This is a genomic window from Candidatus Cyanaurora vandensis (assembly GCF_013285555.1).
In the GTDB taxonomy this organism is placed as follows: domain Bacteria; phylum Cyanobacteriota; class Cyanobacteriia; order Gloeobacterales; family Anthocerotibacteraceae; genus Cyanaurora; species Cyanaurora vandensis.
Window position 1 is genome coordinate 1 of record NZ_JAAXLT010000225.1, and the last position, 17,516, is coordinate 17,516.

Below are 17,516 nucleotides of genomic sequence, written 5' to 3' on the forward strand. Positions count from 1 at the left end.
GCGAAGGGTCTCTTCTTCTTCATTGCTCAGATGAATGGTGCGAGAGCGAGGCATGATTTTACCCTCAATAGCCCCATCAGTATACAGTGCCTGGCACTCCTACATGCTTAGAGTCGGCAGTCAAGCAGATTGACCGTCGGGTACAAATTTCTGGAGCACGCTGGAATGCAGAAAACATAGCCAAAGTGCTCGCCCATCGCTGCGCTTATCTTAATGGACAGCTTTATGCATAAAAGCCGCAAAAGTGAGATGCTCCCTAAGGCAAATGCTTACTAAAGACAAGTTCTGTTGGTTCTGTTTGTAATACCCCTGCTGGATGATTAAAACTTATAGCAGTAATAGTAGGTCATCCCTCTTCTTGCGTAAGACTAGCGAAGTATAGTTCTTTAAACAAATCATCTAACTGAGCTTGAGTTGGAAGGGGGGGGAGTGGTACACCCATTGCTTGGTACATATTTTGAATTGTAACTAATGCTTCATTAGCTACCTAAACATTGAGCTTTTGCCCCTTTTTGGGGTCAACGCACGAAAAGGAAAAAAGTGTAGACTAAGGCTAAAACGCTATGTCTGTCTGGCTTTGAAGGCTAAGGATGTACCCAGTCCTAGAAACTGCAAGGTTGAGATACACTCTAAGCTGATGTCAAAATCACTGCAAAATCCGTCATTGGAGAGTTATTGCGGTATTGATTGACACTTTTGATTGTTTTGGGCGAAAATCTTAGACTTTAAGCTGACAAATTTGCCACGAACGTACGATTTTTTCCGTGTCGTGCGTTGACCCATAGAAGGAGAATTTAACTGGACGTTTAGACCCCATGTGGATGCGATGCTCCAAGGGACAAGCTCTGCCAACGCGAATGGTGAGCAAAAACCTGGAGGATCACCTCATCCGACTGAAAGCAAACGCTCGATATCCTGAATGGGCGGTGCACCAAACAGGCGAGCATATTCCCGACTAAACTGGGACGGACTCTCATAGCCAACCCGATCAGCGGCTGTAACCGCATTGTAATTTTCCGCCAGCATGAGCCGACGGGCTTCTAGGAGTCGGAGCTGCTTTTGATATTGCAGCGGACTCATCGACGTCACCTGCTTAAAATGGTGATGGAAAGACGAAGGCGACATGCTGGCTTGCTCAGCGAGCTCGGCAACGCGCATAGGTTTGGTAAAATCCACCTTGATGCTTTGAATTACTGTCGCGATCCGCTGCATGTTGCTATCCGATAGCGCAATCTGACGAACAGCTTCACTTTGCTCGCCGATCAATAAGCGGTAGTAGATTTCGCGAATCATCATCGGAGCCAGGATCGGAATATCTTGGGGTGTATCCAATAGCTGGGTTAGTCGCAGCGCACAATCGAGCAATGATAGGTCGGCGGTACTGATGAAAAAGCCCCGGACTGAAGTTTCTTTCTTGCCCGCGATTATATTGGTATGAGCCGCAATAATCTCACAGAGTTCGCGTAGATCAAGATCCAGTTTGAATCCTAAAAAGGGGCGATCGGGGGTCGCTTCGATGACAAATCCGCTAATCGGCTGATCGATTGAAACCACTAAATATTGCGCCTCACCATACCGATAGATTTCCTCACCCAGTGCTGCGCCTTTTTTACCCTGAACCACGATCGCCAGCATGGGGGTGCTGACTCCATGCAGCATCGCCCCAGTCAAAGACTCACGACCAAATCCCAGCGGCGCGATACTCGTTTGGTGAAAACCATTACCCTTGCCATCGGTGTGGCGGTTGACCAGGACGGCTAGTTCTCGACATCGATTGGCAATGAGTTCGTCTGTCATCATTTTTAGGGCTGATCTTCTTTCGCGCATTGTAGAACATTTTTCTCCAGCCTCGGGGTCACAATCTGGAGGATTAGGCAATAAATAGCGAGGTCTGTGTATTGAGAACCCCGGTCTGCAAACATACGATGAATGTATTCAGACAACAGAGCAGAAGGATAAGGCAATGGCAAAAATCGCATTGGTAACGGGATCGAGCCGAGGACTGGGCAAAAGTACCGCTCTGAATCTGGCTAAAAAAGGGGTTGATGTCATCGTCACTTACCATCGCAATGTTGAAGAAGCGAAGAACGTCGTTGCAGAAATTGAACGGCTTGGCGCTAAAGCGGTAGCACTGCAATTAAATACTGGCGACACTAAAACCTTTGATAGTTTCGCCGCACAACTCCAGCAGGCACTCAAAGATAACTGGCAAGCCGAGCATTTTGATTTTTTGGTGAATAACGCTGGAACGGGTGTTTACGCCTCTTTTGCCGAAACGACTGAGGAGGATTTTGACCATTTAATGAACATTCACTTCAAGGGTGTTTTCTTCCTCACCCAGAAACTATTGCCACTGATCAATGACGGCGGTCGAATCGTGAATCTTTCATCTGGGTTGGTGCGTTTTAGCACACCTGGCTATGCAGCTTACGCCAGTATGAAAGGCGCGATCGAGACTCTAACTCTCTACATGGCGAAAGAGCTGGGAGCGAGACGGATTGCGGTAAATGCGGTGGCTCCTGGTGCAATTGAAACCGATTTCAGTGGCGGTGCAGTACGCGATAATCCAGAAATGAACAAACAGATTGCTTCCCTAACGGCTCTCGGTCGCGTCGGTCTTCCCGACGATATCGGGGGTGCGATCGCATCACTCCTATCTGAAGACAATCAATGGGTGAATGCTCAGCGCATTGAAGTCTCTGGCGGTCAGTCGATTTAATTCAGACTCAATTACAACAGTCGGAAAAACAATGATGTTAGATGTGGAAAATAAAGTCATTGCCATTACGGGAGCTAGTAGCGGCATCGGTGAAGCCTCCGCCAAATTGCTGGCTCAAAACGGAGCAAAAGTAGTTTTGGGCGCACGCCGCACGGAAAAGCTAGAAAAGATTGTGAAAGACATCCGATCGTCCGGTGGGATTGCCGAATTCAAAGCTGTGGATGTCACCGATCGCCAGGACATGAACGCGTTCATTCACTTTGCTAAAGAGAAATTCGATCGCATTGATGTCATTTTCAACAATGCAGGCGTGATGCCTCTGTCCCTGATGAGCGCACTAAAAGTTGACGAGTGGGACAAAATGATCAACGTCAACATCAATGGTGTTCTGAATGGCATTGCTGCGGGACTGCCCATCATGGAAGCACAAGGCGGCGGCCAGTTTATCAATACCGCCTCGATCGCTGCCCATTCGGTAGGACCCACAAGCGCTGTTTATTCTGCGACAAAATATGCAGTTTGGGCAATATCGGACGGTCTGCGGCAGGAGTCGAAAAACATCCGCGTGACGATCATCTCTCCTGGCGTAGTGGAAACTGAACTGGGTTCTGATATCTCAGATGAGGCATCAAAAGGTTTCTTGCAAAAACTCCGCAAAACTGCGCTAACGCCGGATGCGATCGCCAGAGCCGTCTTGTATGCGGTGGCTCAACCGGAGGATGTTGATGTCAATGAAATAATTGTTCGTCCGACTGCCAGCGCGTTTTAGGGATTTCTTCAGGAATTCTATGTTCCGTGAAGGATGCCAGCAAAGTCAAGAGCGAATAGGGTTTCCATGATGATCCTGACTAAGGAAGGTTTGAAAGAACACAAAAAGGAAGAAATTCAAATGCCAAATAGCACTGCTCTTGAATCCAAAAAAACCATGCGTTCCTGTTACGGGCTTGCAGCTTTAAGTCAGGGCGCTCGCCTTGTTCCTTGGGCGTTTGAGCGACGGGAATTGCGACCCAACGATATCGCAGTGAAGGTTCAGTTCTGTGGTGTTTGCCACAGCGACTTGCACGCGATTCGAGGCAATAGCCGCTTTCCATTGATACCAGGGCATGAGATGGTGGGCGAAGTGACAGAAATCGGCATAGAAGTTACGAAATTCCAAGTGGGCGATGCCGTGGTAGTCGGCAATATTGTCGATTCCTGCGGACGCTGCCCACCCTGCAAAAGTCACGAGGAATCCTATTGTCGCGAATTTCCGACGACCACTTATGATGGCATCGATCGGCACGATGGCAGCATCACGCGCGGCAGCTACTCGAATGAATATGTCGTCAAAACTGATTTTGCTTATCATCTGCCCTCCGGTCTCGATCCAGCGAGTGTGGCACCGTTAGTTTGCGCGGGAGTGACAACCTGGTCGCCGCTACATCAGTGGAACATTGAACCTGGAAAGACGGTTGGGATTGTCGGAATTGGCGGTCTCGGTCATATGGCAATTAAATTTGCCCATGCACTGGGCGCTCATGTCATTGTCTTTACGACTTCCGAGCAAAAGCTTGCTGCTGCGCTGGAACTGGGTGCGGACGAGGCAATTTTATCGACGGATGCTGAGAAAATGGCGGCTCAGAAATACCGCTTTGATTTCATCCTAGACACGGTATCAGCACGACATCTACTTGATCCATATCTGCTGGCGCTGAACCTTGATGACACACTGTGCTGTCTGGGAATCCCCGATCGCATGGAGTTCACTCCTGTGCTCCTAACAATGGGTCGTCGTCGGCTGACCAGTTCGGGGTCGGCGGGGACGTTAGAAACCCAAGAAATGTTGGACTTCTGTAGTAAGCATAATATCGCAGCGGATGTCGAAGTGATTTCGGCTGCGGATATCAATGAGGGTTTCGATCGCTTGGAGCAAGGGGATGTCCACTATCGTCTAGTGATCGATATGGCGACACTTGAGGCACCAGACGGAAATGAGGCTAAATCTTGAAGTCACCGATCGCATCACTCCTATCTGAAGACAATCACTGGGTGAATGCCCAGAGAATTGAAGTTTCCGGCGGTCAGTCGATTTAATTCAAACTCAATTACAACAGCCCTACTTCACTTTGCTTGATAACTGATTTTAAAACCAGAGGGAACCATCATGATCCTTGAAAACAAAGTCGCCTTAGTCACAGGAGGCACATCGGGAATTGGCAGAGCAACTGCTCTAGCTTTAAGTGCCGCTGGCGCAAAAGTTGTGTTCTCAGGTAGACGCGATCAAGAAGGCGAAGAAACTGCCGTTCTGATTCGTGATGCCGGGGCTGAGTGCTTGTTTGTGCGATCGGACGTATCGAGTGAAGCGGATGTCAAAGCATTAGTGCAGAAAACGATCGCGACCTACGGCAAACTCGATTGCGCGTTTAACAATGCAGGCATTGATCCTCACACCAAACCGCTGCACGAACAGTCCGTTGAAGATTTTGACAAACTGATGTCTATCAACGTGCGGGGGCTGTTCTTGTGCATGAAATATGAAATCCAACAAATGCTGACTCAAGGCTCAGGTGTGATTGTGAATAATTCGTCAATTGGTGGTCTGATTGCGTTTCCAGGGGTATCTCCCTACATCGCCAGCAAACACGCGGTCATGGGGCTGACTCGATCGGCTGCCCTCGATTATGCCAAACAGGGCATTCGGATCAATGCCGTCAATCCCGGATTGATTGCTACTGCAATGTTGGATCGCCTTGGCGGCGGATCGGCTGATGGGTTCGCATCTACAGTACCAATGGGTCGCCTCGGTCAGGCAGAAGAAATTGCTCAAGCGGTGGTTTTTTTATGTTCTGATGCTGCTAGCTATATCACTGGACAACCTTTAGTGATAGATGGCGGATACACGGTGAACTAATCAAGTCGATCGCAGCAGTGGAGCCGGTGGGTGAATGCTTAGAGAATTGAAGTTTCCGGCGGTCAGTCGATCTAATGAACGATCGAGCAATTTTGTCACCCAATTGAATAAAACAGGGGAAAAAATGAAAGCAGTAGTGATCAATGCATACGGCAACGAGGACGTTTTAGATTACGTCGATGTCGAACGTCCAGAACCGAAAGCGGGCGAGGTTTTGGTGAAAGTTCACGTCGCAGCAGTCAATCCGGCTGACTGGAAAATTCGCGATGGGATGGGCGAAGATCTGGGCTTTAAACTTCCGCTCATTCTGGGCGGCGACATCGCTGGAACCGTCGAAGAGGTAGGCGATGGCGCTGAAATGTTCAAGCAGGGCGATGCGGTTTATGGGATCACCCTTTCCAGCCTCTCTGGGGGTTACGCCGAATACGCGGTCGCTAAAGCGGACGCGATCGTGCTCAAACCGGACTACCTCAGTTTTGAAGAGGCGGCGGCGATTCCGATCGGTGCATTGACGGCGTGGCAGGCGCTATTCGTTGTGGCGAATCTGAGCAGCGGACAGAGAATCTTGATCACCGGGGCATCGAGCGGAGTCGGCTCAATGGCGGTTCAGCTTGCCAAAGCCAAAGGCGCGGTCGTGATCGGCATGGCCTCGGGCAAAAACGAACAGTTCGTCCGCGATTTGGGCGCAGATGAATTCGTGGATTACACGCGGCAACCGTTTGAGGAAGTCGTCAAAGACGTGGATGTCGTGTTCGATACGGTCGGCAATGACACGTTAGAGCGAGCCTTTCAAACTCTGAAAAAGGGCGGCTTTCTGGTCTCGGCGGCGCAGACTCCATCCGAAGAAAAAGCACGCGAATTCGGCGTAAAAGCCGCTTGGTTCTTTTGTCAGCCGAGCGCGCAGCAGTTAGCGGAAATCAACCATCTGATTGACGAAGGCAAATTGAAAATACACATTGAAACAGTTCTGCCACTCTCAGAAGTCAAAATGGCACATCAACTTTCCCAAAGCGGGCGCACACGTGGCAAAATTGTCTTGCAAATTGGGACATAGTTTTGGAAATAATAGGCGCGGCAATGGCAACTCACCCAGCCACAGTCCAACAATGCACTGCACTTACCGCCTACAGCTTCGCTCGTTCCTCGCTACGGCACGAAGTAAAATTCAGACGAAAAAGGAAAAACCATGATTTTGGTAACAGGAGCTAACGGGCAGTTAGGGACAGCAGTAGTCAAAAATCTACTGAAAAAAGCATCAGCCAGCCAAATTGCCGCACTTGTGCGTGATGAAAGTAAAGCCTCTGCTTTGAAAGAGCAAGGGGTAGACATCCGCGTGGGTGACTACGATGATACCGCTTCACTCGACAAGGCTATGCAGGGAATTGAAAAGGTTTTGCTGATAGCTGGGACAGATGAAGATAACCGCCTTCGGCAACACCAAAATGTCGTGAATGCTGCAAAAAAGTCAGAGGTCCAATGTGTCGCTTATACCAGTCGAGCGTTAAAAGACAGAAGCACTTTGACAAACAAGTTGATGGAGGGTCATTTTCAGACGGAAGATTACATCAAGCAGTGTGGGATGCACTATCCCATATTTCGCAATGTCTTGTATATGGACACCATTCCGCAATTTGTAGGAGAAGGGATTTTTGAGACGGGTATCAATTTACCAGTCGCTCAGGGAAAAGTTCCTTTTGCCCTTAGAAGCGAAATGGGAGAAGCCATTGCGAATGCACTTTTAGAGAGCAGTTGCAGTAACAGAATCTATAAACTCACAGGAAGTGAGTCCTATTCCTTTGACAATCTCGCGGCTACTTTAACTGACTTGTCAGGTACGCAGGTGAACTATACATCTACTGAAAAATCAGCATTTGAGGCACAAATGAAAAAACGCGGCGTTCCCGAAATGATGATTGAGAGGGTCACAGGTTTTCTAATCGACATTAAAAACGGGCAGGAAGAAGAAGTCAGCCCTGACCTAGAATATCTGCTTGGGCGAAAACCTACATCGCTTAAAGAAGGGTTAAAAGTTCTATTCGAGTTATAAAGACTGATACTGCACTGACTATCGGGCACCTCGATAAGTAAAGGATGAAGGGAAGAATTATTAGAAAAAATGATTTTTGTTAACAAACAAGGGTTTTTACACCCCTGCTGGGACTGTAAATTAGATTGTGTCAAAGGCCAAAATGCGATAAAACTCATCTCAGGAAAAAGGGGTGGAGCATGACCTTCCGACCAGAATTAATTGATGAACTACTTAAGGACTATCGTAACCCAAAAGACCTGGTGGGTGAGGGCGGGATCTTCAAGCAACTCACCAAAGCCATGGTTGAGCGTTGTTTAAGCACTGAGTTGCACACCCACCTGGAGGAACAACGTCAAGCCCCCGGCCCTGCAACCACCAAAAATCGTCGCAATGGTCATAGTAAGAAGACCCTCAAGGGGGAGTTTGGTTGAGATTTCTCCCCTGACACAAACTACTTGACATACCCTCTCATACACCTAAATCTACTTGCCATATGTTAGAAATAATTTGTTTATTCCAAGAGTTATGTGTTCTCCCAACCCCGCATGAGTCAAGGTGTTCCAGGCTTGTTTTCGCGTGATACCAATAACATTTATCCTGTGACTTTCATCAAGATTTACAGCAAACAGGGTTGGTATTCTAATTTTAACCTCGCTGTTGAGGTTACACATTTCTTCTGAGGCTCCTGTCATGTTCTACAATTCAAAGCTCCACTGCCTACTTAGTACCACCATCGCCACTCTGCTCGTTATCCCTATGAGTGTTTCGGCTCAGAACACCGCCTACGGTGATGGCGCACTCTCTAGCAACTTCTCCGGCAATGCTAACTCTGCTTTCGGGGCCTCCGCCCTCCACCTCAACAACTCAGCGCACTACAATACTGCCACAGGTGCCTACTCCCTCTATTCCACCACTTCGGGCGGGTACAATACCGCCACGGGGGCCTATACGCTCTACGACAACAAAACTGGCTTCTACAACACAGCCCATGGCTACGCTGCTCTCAAAAGGAATACGGGGTCTTACAACACTGCCACTGGGGTTGAAGCTCTTAACCTCAACACTGGTCAATACAACACGGCGAATGGTTACGGTGCCCTTTACGACAATACCAGCGGCAACAACAACACGGCGACAGGTGCCAATGCCCTTGGCAACAACAGCACTGGCCACGCTAATACCGCTAATGGGGTCGAGGCCCTCCGCTTCAACACCAAAGGCTTCAACAACACCGCCCAGGGTTTCCAAGCTCTTTTCTCGAACACCACTGGCATCAGTAACACTGCCGACGGTCACACGGCTCTCTACGCCAACACCACTGGCTACAACAACACCGCCCAAGGTTACGGTACCCTCTACCTAAACACCACGGGTTCTGACAACATTGCCCTGGGTCAGTGGGCGGGCTACTACAACACCACGGGTAGCAACAACATTTCCATCGGTGACTGGGGCTCTGCAACCGATTCTGGGGTGACGCGCATTGGTCGCAAGGGCACTCACACCAAAACCTTCATCTCCGGGATTTCTGGAGTGACCGCCAGTGGGGGTACCCAGGTCTTCGTCAACTCGTCGGGTCAACTCGGCACCCTCACTTCCTCCGCCCGCTTCAAGAATGATGTCAAAGACATGGGGGCCCTCAGCGATAAGTTAATGCAACTGCGCCCTGTCACCTTCCATTACAAAGATGCCGCCGAGGACGGTACCCATCCCTTGCAGTACGGCTTAATTGCCGAGGAAGTCGCCAAGGTCTACCCCGATTTGGTGCAGTACGACAAAGAAGGCAAGCCTTTCACTGTCTACTACCATCTCCTCACCCCCATGCTCCTCAGCGAGTTGCAGAAAGAACATCAGCAAAACCAAGTCCAGAAAGAAAAGATTGCTCACCAGGAGTCAGAGACCGCTCAACAGAAAAAAGAGCTTGCCCAGCAAAAGGGTGAGAATGCTAAGCAGAAGACGGAAATCGCTACCTTGCAAACCGCCCTGCAACAACAGAAGCTCGCTCTGCAACAGCAAGGAACTCAGCTCGCCTCCTTAAAGCAGACTCAACAGCAACAACGCCAGGTCCTAGCCAAGCTTGCTGTATTCACCCAAGCCGCTCAGAAGGGGCAAACCCGCAAGGCGGTCTACCGACCCTAGGCTCCGCGATTCGCTAGGCAGCAGGGGTGGAAATGAGCAAGGACAAACTCAAAGGGGTCCTCGAAAACTACCCCTTAGCTGTTGTGCTCCTGTAGAGCAGCACAGCTAAACAAATGGGTATTCTAATCCCTATAAGCTGGATGCCCCCGGAGACCTGGGGGTTTTTATTAAGCGCACCAGCCAGGGCAAGCTCGCACTCAAAATTGGGGTCGCCACAGAAAACGGAATTTAAAGCACGTTAAGGGTTCAGGAGCATTAATTTCTGAACTTGCTTGAAACTCATCAGGCTTGCTCTGGAGCTTCCCGCTACTTTCAAGAATAAGTTTTGAGAACTGTAAAACCTAGAAAATAGGTCAAGGCTGGCATTCTCGATTATGGCTATCCAAAACGAGCGTTTTCAAAAAGGGTTAGCAATATATCAATCTGACTGGGGGTTGTGTGGCAGAAGAGCTAGCAATAAAAGAAGGGAGAGCAGGTCGTTGCAAGCCCTTGCAGAGCCTTAACATGCTTTAAATTCCGTTTTCTGAAGCGACCCTAGCTAACCCGCCTGTCAGACCCAACTGCTCAAAACTCTGCAAGCTGTCACTAAACCGGACACCGCTACCCGTGTTTTTTGTATTGGCACTTAACTTGACCTTAATGTGGACCTATTATGCTGCCCGTTATCACTTCATCTTGCTGCTGTTTAACGCCTGTCCTCTACCCTGGTGCTACTCATGCTCATTACCTTCCGTTTATTACTCTCCCAACTAGGTCTCCTGCTCGGTCTGGTCGCCACCTTGACTCGTGCCATCCAAGCCCAACCGCTCCCTCGTAACTTTCCTGTGACAGACCGGCCTGTCGCTATTGTCGCTGGTGACTTTGATGGCGATGGCGACCAGGACGTGGCGACCGCAGACTCTTATTCCAATAGCATTTCGATTCTCGATAATCTAGAGAACACTGGGGTCGCGAGTGCTCGCAACTTTCCTTTACTATCTACCAGTACTGCCTTGAGCACTATCGTGGCGGGGGATGTAGATGGGGACGCAGACCTCGACCTCGTGGTAGGTAGTTATCGCACCACTGGCCTCGCGCTCCTGCGTAACAATGGGGACGCGACTTTTACTGAGGTCGAGACTATCAGTGATTCTGTAGGCGACGACGTAAGCTCACTCGTTATCGGGGACTTGGATGGAGACGGGGATCTGGACTTGGCAATTGGCACTGATTTCGCCATCAACATTTTTAAAAATGACGGGAACGGGACCTTCACCCTCAGTCAAGTTAAATATCTTATAAGAGGGAGTGCCTCTGATGTGGCGGTTGGGGATTTGGACGGGGATGGCGACCTCGACCTTGCCGCAACGGCAGGTTATGACTATACCGTGTATATCGCAATCCTCAAAAATGACGGCACGGGCAATTTTCGGACTACTTCAAGCCGTGACTCATCTAGGGAGTACCCCACCTCCATTGCAGTAGGCGACCTGGATGGCGACGCCGATCTCGATCTAGTGGTGGGCAATGCAGATGTTAATAGTGTCACAGTACTTGAGAATAACGGGGATGCCACCTTTGGACCCAGCCACTTTTTTGCCAACAGTGGGCCAGCTTATGATGTTGCCCTCGGGGATGTGGATGGGGATGGTCAACTCGATGTGGTGACCGTGGTGGCACGCAGGAATCTCGCCTCTGTCCTCTTCAACCGAGGGTCTGCTCAGTTGGCGGCCCCGCTCAGTATCAGGGTGGGCCAATCGCCAAGAAGCCTTGTCGCTCAAGACCTGAACGGAGATGCTCAGGTGGACCTAGCAACGGCAAACTCGGGGTCCGATGACGTGACGCTCTTGCTCAACCCCTAGCTACCTACTACATGTCTTCCACCGATTTCCCACCACCGGTAGGGCAGGGTCGCTCACCGTAGTGATGCGGAATTTAGCTTTAATCCGGGCATGTAACCCAAACTCACGCATTAACCGCGCCACCCGGTGGCGACCCACCATAATGCCCTTATGGCGAAGTGCTGCGTATACCCTGGGGCTGCCATAGGCCCCACGGCGAGCCGCATATACTTGCTGGATCTGTTGGGTCAGCGCTTGATTCTGGAGACTACGTGGGGCTACAGAGCGAGATTTCCAGGCATAGTCAGCAGGCCAAGGAGGAAGGTGAACTAGCGGGGACGAACGATTTAAGGATATGAGGCAATGAATATGATCCGTAAAGGCCAAATTGAAAAAATAGAACAGGGAGCGATTAGATTGCAGATAGAAGTCATCGAGCGTTTGTTTGGCTTGGCAGCATAATAGACAGTATTTCACGGAAGACCTGTACCACTTATTATTTTTGCAACAGAGCAAATTTTATTGTGCATCCAGCATGTCAGTAGGGGCATAGCGACGCTTGATAGGCTCTAGTAAGGCCAGAGCCCGAGCACGGGCCTCGGCATGGTCAACTAAGGGCGGCAAGTAGGCGATGCCGTGTCGCCAGGGAGCCGCGAGCTGCTCACGACTTACCCCAGTCAGTTCGGGGACCCACCGGCGGATGAAGGTCCCAGCGGGGTCAATCTTCGCCACTCCATCCACGGGATTATAAACTCGGAACCAGTTGCGCCCCCGGTTACTCACCCCGGCGTGGCTCTGCCATTGCCAGTGATCCACCGCTACATCAGCATCAATTAGTTTTTGCATGAAGTGGCGGGCACCGCCTTGCCAGGGCAGCAAGAGGTCAATGCAGTGAAAGGTGGCGCACAGAGCCCGCAGCCGAAAGGGTAGCCAACCCGTGTGGTTAAGACAGCGCATCGCGGCATCCACCAAGGGGTAGCCGGTCTGCCCCGTACACCAAGCCGCATAGTGATCCGCGCGGTTACTCCATGGGACAGCATCGAAGTCTTGCAGGTAGGACTCGTGCTCACAGCGGGGTAGGTTACGGAGCTTCTGGGCGAAGTGGTCTCGCCAGAAGAGCCGACTCTGAAAACCGGCTAAATTGCGCCGCTGCCAGCTATCCACCTGCTGAGAACGAGCCTGCACGCGCTGGTAGACCGTCCGCATGGAGATGGTGCCGAATTTGAGGTGGGGGCCGAGACGACTGGTGTAGCAGGTAGCATCCTCAGCCACACTCAGGCTCTTCAGGTAGTGCGCGGCCTTCTCCTGTAGAAATTCCTCAAGCAACTGGTGGGCTTCGCGCTCACCGGCGGTCGGTACCATTTGGTCACAGGGCGGCAAACCGAGGTCAGCTAGGGTGCGTAGGGGCGTGTCAATGATCTGTTCGTCCACAGGGGGGAGGACCGTCGGGCGGGGTGAAGACCGGAGACTCAACACCCGATGCCAATGCGGGATGAAATATTTGAGGGTGTAGGTTTCGGGTCCCCCAGCCGTGAGGAGTGCTTCGGCCTCAAAAGTACGCGCCTCAATCCCCCTTTGCTGTAATGTATCGGCAACCCGACCATCCGTGGCTGTGCGCCAAGCTCGTTCACTGTCAACGTTCCAGTAAACCGCCGCTGCCCCGACCTCTTGAGCAAAGGCTGGTACGACTAAAGACTGGTCGCCTAATCTACAGATGAGGCGTGAACCGAGGACCCCGAGATTCTTGCGGAGGCTCTCCAGACAACCGAGCATGAACTGCACCCGCCCACTGCCCGTTTCTGGATGTTGGAGTAGATGGGGGTCGAAGACGAATAGCGGCACAATCCGTGCCTGCTCAGCCAGAGCCGCCGCCAAAGCCGGGTGGTCACTCAAGCGGAGGTCGCGCCGGAACCAGAGGATAACTGTACGCATCAATCCAACCTAACAAAATTTTTCTGGGCAAAGAACTGGACTGTTTCCTGGACATAGGTGGCTGAATAACTAACTATATGACTGGGGAAAAAGCTCAGTGGTACACAGGATTCCTAAACAGGACTTACGCAAAGCGACGGGTGATGATAGCCTATGTATCGTCAGAACCCTGGCTAAGACTTCTTGCCAAGCACCGGTTACCCACAGGGTGGCACATGGCCCATTTAAGCCCGGATGGGGTTCAAGAGGCGGCTCACAGCGGTTTTTTAACGGGGAGAAGCAATAACCAGTAAGGCTAAAGTGCCAGCCAGCGGCTAACTCTGGCTCCTCCAGGCTGTGTTTTTTCTGATGCAAAGTGTGATGGCTATTTCTTCCTTAGGGGCTATCGGCTGTGCGTAAGTCCTGATAGCCTCTGCTATACCCCTTGAGCAAGTGAAAAAACGCCCCCATTGCTGGGGGCTAGCCTGTTCAATTTCCTGAACCTACGCATTTTTCAAGTCATCAACGACCAAACTTGATTACGAAGCCATCAATAAAACCACCGTAGTTGGTGTCAAAAGCCCCGGGTGTGGTGGGAAAATCCGTGGAGGCGGTAAAGCCCGTCACATAGACATTCCCTTGGGCATCTAGACCCAACCCATTGCCGGTGTCGTAGTCATCGCTTCCCCCCAGGAAGGTGGAATAGAGCAAGGCACTGCCGATTCTATTGAAAACACTCACGTAAGCATCCCGAGGACCGCCCAAGATGGGGCCAATGGCCCCGTTGGTGGTCGGGAAATTGCTAGAGCGCGTACTGCCGGTCAAATAGACATTGTTGCGGGCATCCAGGGCAATACTCTGACTAAGCTCCGTCCCGCTCCCGCCCAAGAGCGTTGCGTAGGTGAGACCGCTGCCACTGGGATTCAACTTCACGACAAAACTATCGTTCCCGCCCGCCGTTGTGGTCGCAAAAGCCCCTGGCGTCGTCGGGAAATCCAGCGAGGAAGTATCGCCCACAATATAAGCACTGCCGAGCCGGTCCACCACGAGGTCGTTGCCTTGCTCAAAGTCCGTCCCACCCAGCAAAGTAGAGTAAACCAGCGCATCCCCTGCGGCATTGAACTTGGCGACAAAGGCATCTTTACCGCCATCCAAAAAGGTATCAAAAGCCCCCGCCGTCGCCGGGAAACTACCCGTAGATTGGCTCTGCCCGGTCACATAGGCCAAACCATCCATCCCCAGCGCGATACTGTAACCCGTGTCGCTGTCCGTTCCCCCCAAGAAGGTGGAATAGACCAGGGCACTCCCGCTGGCGTTGAGCTTGGTTACAAAAGCATCCCGGCTGCCGTTATAGGTCGTGTCGTAGGCCCCCAAAGTCGTCGGGAACAGTGCGGAGTCGGTGTAGCCCGTCACGTGAGCTTGACCCTGGCTATCCACGGCAATCCCATAACCGAAATCATCACTATTGCCCCGCAAAAAAGTGGAGTAGACCAAGGCACTCCCCGTGGGATTGAGCTTAGTGACGAAAGCTCCTCCCCGGTTGGTCGTGGCATTGGGGTTGAAGGCGCCTGGGGTAGTCGGGAAGTCCTCAGATTCAGCGTCACCCGTGACGTAGGCGTTGCCTGCATTATCCACGGCAATTGCCCGCACTGTAATCCCGTTGCGGCCCCCCAGGTAAGTGGAATAGACCAAGGTCGTGCCCGTAGGATCAAGTTTGGTGATGAAGCCATCTTGGACAAAGCTGAAGGCGCCGGGATTGAAGACGGGATCGAAGGCCCCGCTCGTGGTCGGGAAGTCATTGGCGTTACTTTCACCAACCACGTAAGCATTCCCTGCCGCATCTACGGCTAGGTCGTAGCCACGGTTATCACTGCCGCCGCCACTGAGACCTGCCCCGCCCAGGAAGGTTCCGTAGTCCACGACTGGCACAACCACCAAGGGCAGACTGGGATCATAGCGGTCCACGGCAAGACTGAGGTGCTGACCCTGGAGGATATAGCCCCCCGTCACCTGCCGTCGCTCGCCTTTCACCTCCTGGTAAAACTGGGGCCGAGGAAGACGGATCTCGCCTAGGGCAGTCTGAAGCACGACCGCGCCATCTTCTAAGACAACCCGTTCACTGCCCTGCACAGCGAGATGGATCTGACTCAGCTTGGCCCCTGGCGCAACCACGAATTGATAGATTAAATGGTTCTGGTCGCCGCTGTAGGTCAGGTCAATACCAGGATAGGCTCTGGTCGCTTGGACCCGGCGGTAGGTAGCTAGGTTGGTTAGTGAGCGGTCGCTGTGGAAGTAATTGACTTTACCTTTTAGAGGCTCTTCCCCGGTTAGGGGTACCGTGGCCCCGACCAGCCCTAGGCGGAGGACGACCCCCTGGGCTGTCTGCGGACGGGTGAGGACGAGGACCGCCTCCCCAGGCGTTAGAAATAAGCTGTAACCCGCCCCACGGCTCAAAAACTGTACCTGCGAGTTCACTTGACCGCGATTGACTTCAAAACTAAGAGGTAGCTGACCATAACGCTCACTGAGGCTCAAGGGAGCACTCTGCACGTTAGGTAAGGCTGACACGACAAGGGCGAGTAACGATAGGCAGTGTCTTTTGATAGCGGACATGATGCAAGCTCCGAAGTAGGTTTTCGTTGACCCAAGGTCGAGGGAACCGCTCACCAGGGTCATCGTACCCCACCCCTTCCGAGCGTAAGAGCTTCTGCCTGTATAATCGAGGACGATTAGGGCGTATGAAGAGTTAGGCGAGCGGCTCGGAGCAAAAACTGCCCTGCTCATCCAACCGCTGAGCCCCAGCCAAATCCACGATTACCTCGAACGACTGCAAACAAACTTAAGCGGGTTGAAGGTACTGCTGAACCGGGACAACGGACTGCAAGAGTTGGCACAATCTCCCTTGATGCTCAACATTATGGTGCCGACATATCAAGGAATTGTAATTGAAGAAGGATTTGTAGTTACGACAGCTGAAGAGAGCAAAAGCAGCTATTCGACAATTATATTGACAGAATGTTTACCCATTGTCGGGTATTTGCACATAACAGAGCTGAGATTGAAGTGGATTCTAAAAGTAGAAGCAAACGAACTCTATCTAAAGAGAATTACTCCCGACAGCAAGCAATGCAATGGCTCACTTCTTTTTGGGCTGGCTGATTGCTGGGCTGTTTTATGGGCTGATTGGTGGGGTGAGTTTTGGGCTGTTTAGCGGATTTATCAATAGTGGCTTCGCTGTTAGTCAGTACTATACCTTACGTTTTTTTCTCTATCGCACCAATTGCCTACCCTGGAAAGTGGTTCCCTTTATCGAATATTGCACCGAACGATTATTCCTCAATAAGGTCGGAGGCACAAGTGTTGAATCCTGCAATAAAAGTTTACACAACTAGACATATTACTCCCTTGACAATCCGTAGAGGAGGTTTTTTTAGTATCCTCCCTAGCCAATGGACATAACTTGTTTCCTGACACATACAAGACTAAAGATAGCGGATTTTATCTAACAGCTTGACTCCCCACATTTTTGGGATTTCCAATAAATGTAACATCAAATAACACGTTAGTGTAACATAAATCTGCATCTCGATTTCGTTCATGTTTTTACTGATAAACCTATCTAATTTCATAGGCATTTTTAAAAATTTCCAAAGTAGCTCTATCTGCCATCTTTTTCGATAGATTTCCATGATTTCCTCATCCTTAACTCCCCCTTCTCCCCACTTGGGAAGATTGGTCGCCAAACGATATTCTGCTCGGTTTTTAAGATCGCAAAAGTTAATTACTCTGCATGCCACCACATCTTTTCTTTTGCCTATTCTAAACTCTCCATTCCCCAATGCTTCCAAGGTATAATTGGCATTTAAACGAATAACAAAGTATTTCTTATTATCTCCTTGTACTTCAAGTATCTTTTTGATAAAAGGCTTGCTCGCAAACCCTCTATCCATTACCCCTACTCCATTGCTGGGGACTGTTGCTATCATGTCTTCTGCTTTTGTGTAATCA

15 protein-coding genes and 1 pseudogene are annotated in these 17,516 nt (G+C 50.8%); 11 read left to right on the forward strand and 5 right to left on the reverse strand.

Annotated elements, in window-relative coordinates; translation table 11 throughout:
• Nucleotides 1-107: 107 nt before the first annotated feature.
• Nucleotides 108-233 (forward strand): annotated as a pseudogene (locus HFM78_RS15730) (ISKra4 family transposase); the annotation flags it as partial.
• A 652-nt stretch (nucleotides 234-885) separates the two neighbouring features.
• Here the strand turns inward: HFM78_RS15730 and HFM78_RS15735 are convergent.
• The gene (locus HFM78_RS15735; protein WP_287130408.1) at nucleotides 886-1,800 is read right to left on the reverse strand and encodes an AraC family transcriptional regulator; all 915 of its coding nucleotides are present in this window, start codon (nucleotides 1,798-1,800) and stop codon (nucleotides 886-888) included.
• A gap of 163 nt (nucleotides 1,801-1,963) precedes the next feature.
• Between HFM78_RS15735 and HFM78_RS15740 the strand changes: the two genes are divergently transcribed.
• The 9 genes from HFM78_RS15740 (at nucleotide 1,964) to HFM78_RS15780 (ending at nucleotide 11,618) form a co-directional block, all read left to right on the forward strand.
• A complete protein-coding gene (locus HFM78_RS15740; RefSeq protein ID WP_287130409.1) occupies nucleotides 1,964-2,719 on the forward strand; it encodes an SDR family NAD(P)-dependent oxidoreductase in 756 nt (251 codons plus the stop codon).
• A gap of 34 nt (nucleotides 2,720-2,753) precedes the next feature.
• Entirely contained in the window at nucleotides 2,754-3,488 is a 735-nt protein-coding gene (locus HFM78_RS15745) for an SDR family oxidoreductase (protein ID WP_396035112.1), read from the forward strand.
• Nucleotides 3,489-3,644: 156 nt separating this feature from the next.
• On the forward strand, nucleotides 3,645-4,706 hold the full coding sequence (locus HFM78_RS15750) for an NAD(P)-dependent alcohol dehydrogenase (RefSeq protein ID WP_396035114.1): 1,062 nt from the start codon (nucleotides 3,645-3,647) through the stop codon (nucleotides 4,704-4,706).
• Nucleotides 4,707-4,862: 156 nt separating this feature from the next.
• Nucleotides 4,863-5,609, forward strand: a complete 747-nt coding sequence (locus tag HFM78_RS15755) for an SDR family oxidoreductase (RefSeq protein ID WP_287130412.1) — start codon at nucleotides 4,863-4,865, stop codon at nucleotides 5,607-5,609.
• Nucleotides 5,610-5,643: 34 nt separating this feature from the next.
• On the forward strand, nucleotides 5,644-6,663 hold the full coding sequence (locus HFM78_RS15760) for an NADP-dependent oxidoreductase (RefSeq protein WP_287130413.1): 1,020 nt from the start codon (nucleotides 5,644-5,646) through the stop codon (nucleotides 6,661-6,663).
• A gap of 132 nt (nucleotides 6,664-6,795) precedes the next feature.
• Nucleotides 6,796-7,656 (forward strand): SDR family oxidoreductase, encoded by an 861-nt coding sequence (locus HFM78_RS15765; protein ID WP_287130414.1) that lies wholly within the window; start codon nucleotides 6,796-6,798, stop codon nucleotides 7,654-7,656.
• A gap of 179 nt (nucleotides 7,657-7,835) precedes the next feature.
• Nucleotides 7,836-8,069 carry a transposase gene (locus HFM78_RS15770; protein WP_287130415.1) on the forward strand — a complete coding sequence of 78 codons (234 nt, stop codon included), beginning with the start codon at nucleotides 7,836-7,838 and terminating at the stop codon, nucleotides 8,067-8,069.
• Between the two features lie 259 nt (nucleotides 8,070-8,328).
• Nucleotides 8,329-9,777 carry a tail fiber domain-containing protein gene (locus HFM78_RS15775; RefSeq protein ID WP_287130416.1) on the forward strand — a complete coding sequence of 483 codons (1,449 nt, stop codon included), beginning with the start codon at nucleotides 8,329-8,331 and terminating at the stop codon, nucleotides 9,775-9,777.
• A gap of 716 nt (nucleotides 9,778-10,493) precedes the next feature.
• On the forward strand, nucleotides 10,494-11,618 hold the full coding sequence (locus HFM78_RS15780; protein ID WP_287130417.1) for a VCBS repeat-containing protein: 1,125 nt from the start codon (nucleotides 10,494-10,496) through the stop codon (nucleotides 11,616-11,618).
• On the opposite strand, the gene HFM78_RS16475 is transcribed toward HFM78_RS15780, so the two are convergent.
• The 3 genes from HFM78_RS16475 to HFM78_RS15790 all read right to left on the reverse strand — a co-directional run bounded on the left by HFM78_RS16475 (nucleotide 11,619) and on the right by HFM78_RS15790 (nucleotide 16,121).
• Nucleotides 11,619-12,074, reverse strand: a complete 456-nt coding sequence (locus HFM78_RS16475) for an IS3 family transposase (RefSeq protein WP_396035109.1) — start codon at nucleotides 12,072-12,074, stop codon at nucleotides 11,619-11,621. It abuts the gene before it with no gap.
• 42 nt (nucleotides 12,075-12,116) lie between these two features.
• The gene (locus tag HFM78_RS15785; RefSeq protein WP_287130418.1) at nucleotides 12,117-13,529 is read right to left on the reverse strand and encodes a deoxyribodipyrimidine photo-lyase; all 1,413 of its coding nucleotides are present in this window, start codon (nucleotides 13,527-13,529) and stop codon (nucleotides 12,117-12,119) included.
• Nucleotides 13,530-14,030: 501 nt separating this feature from the next.
• Nucleotides 14,031-16,121, reverse strand: coding sequence for an SBBP repeat-containing protein (locus tag HFM78_RS15790; protein WP_287130419.1), 2,091 nt, complete (start codon nucleotides 16,119-16,121; stop codon nucleotides 14,031-14,033).
• Nucleotides 16,122-16,356: 235 nt separating this feature from the next.
• Here HFM78_RS15790 and HFM78_RS15795 point away from each other — a divergent pair, with 235 nt between their 5' ends.
• Nucleotides 16,357-16,719, forward strand: coding sequence for a hypothetical protein (locus tag HFM78_RS15795; RefSeq protein ID WP_287130420.1), 363 nt, complete (start codon nucleotides 16,357-16,359; stop codon nucleotides 16,717-16,719).
• Nucleotides 16,720-16,990: 271 nt separating this feature from the next.
• Here the strand turns inward: HFM78_RS15795 and HFM78_RS15800 are convergent.
• A partial coding sequence (locus HFM78_RS15800) for a transposase (RefSeq protein WP_287130421.1) occupies nucleotides 16,991-17,516 on the reverse strand: 526 nt, incomplete at its 5' end.

Excerpts from the sequence above, each read along its gene's own strand:
- HFM78_RS15735 (WP_287130408.1), bottom strand. The coding sequence starts at position 1,800 with ATGATGACAGACGAACTCATTGCCAATCGATGTCGAGAACTAGCCGTC.
- HFM78_RS15740 (WP_287130409.1), top strand. The coding sequence starts at position 1,964 with ATGGCAAAAATCGCATTGGTAACGGGATCGAGCCGAGGACTGGGCAAA.
- HFM78_RS15745 (WP_396035112.1), top strand. The coding sequence starts at position 2,754 with ATGTTAGATGTGGAAAATAAAGTCATTGCCATTACGGGAGCTAGTAGC.
- HFM78_RS15750 (WP_396035114.1), top strand. The coding sequence starts at position 3,645 with ATGCGTTCCTGTTACGGGCTTGCAGCTTTAAGTCAGGGCGCTCGCCTT.
- HFM78_RS15755 (WP_287130412.1), top strand. The coding sequence starts at position 4,863 with ATGATCCTTGAAAACAAAGTCGCCTTAGTCACAGGAGGCACATCGGGA.
- HFM78_RS15760 (WP_287130413.1), top strand. The coding sequence starts at position 5,644 with ATGCTTAGAGAATTGAAGTTTCCGGCGGTCAGTCGATCTAATGAACGA.
- HFM78_RS15765 (WP_287130414.1), top strand. The coding sequence starts at position 6,796 with ATGATTTTGGTAACAGGAGCTAACGGGCAGTTAGGGACAGCAGTAGTC.
- HFM78_RS15770 (WP_287130415.1), top strand. The coding sequence starts at position 7,836 with ATGACCTTCCGACCAGAATTAATTGATGAACTACTTAAGGACTATCGT.
- HFM78_RS15775 (WP_287130416.1), top strand. The coding sequence starts at position 8,329 with ATGTTCTACAATTCAAAGCTCCACTGCCTACTTAGTACCACCATCGCC.
- HFM78_RS15780 (WP_287130417.1), top strand. The coding sequence starts at position 10,494 with ATGCTCATTACCTTCCGTTTATTACTCTCCCAACTAGGTCTCCTGCTC.
- HFM78_RS15785 (WP_287130418.1), bottom strand. The coding sequence starts at position 13,529 with ATGCGTACAGTTATCCTCTGGTTCCGGCGCGACCTCCGCTTGAGTGAC.
- HFM78_RS15790 (WP_287130419.1), bottom strand. The coding sequence starts at position 16,121 with ATGTCCGCTATCAAAAGACACTGCCTATCGTTACTCGCCCTTGTCGTG.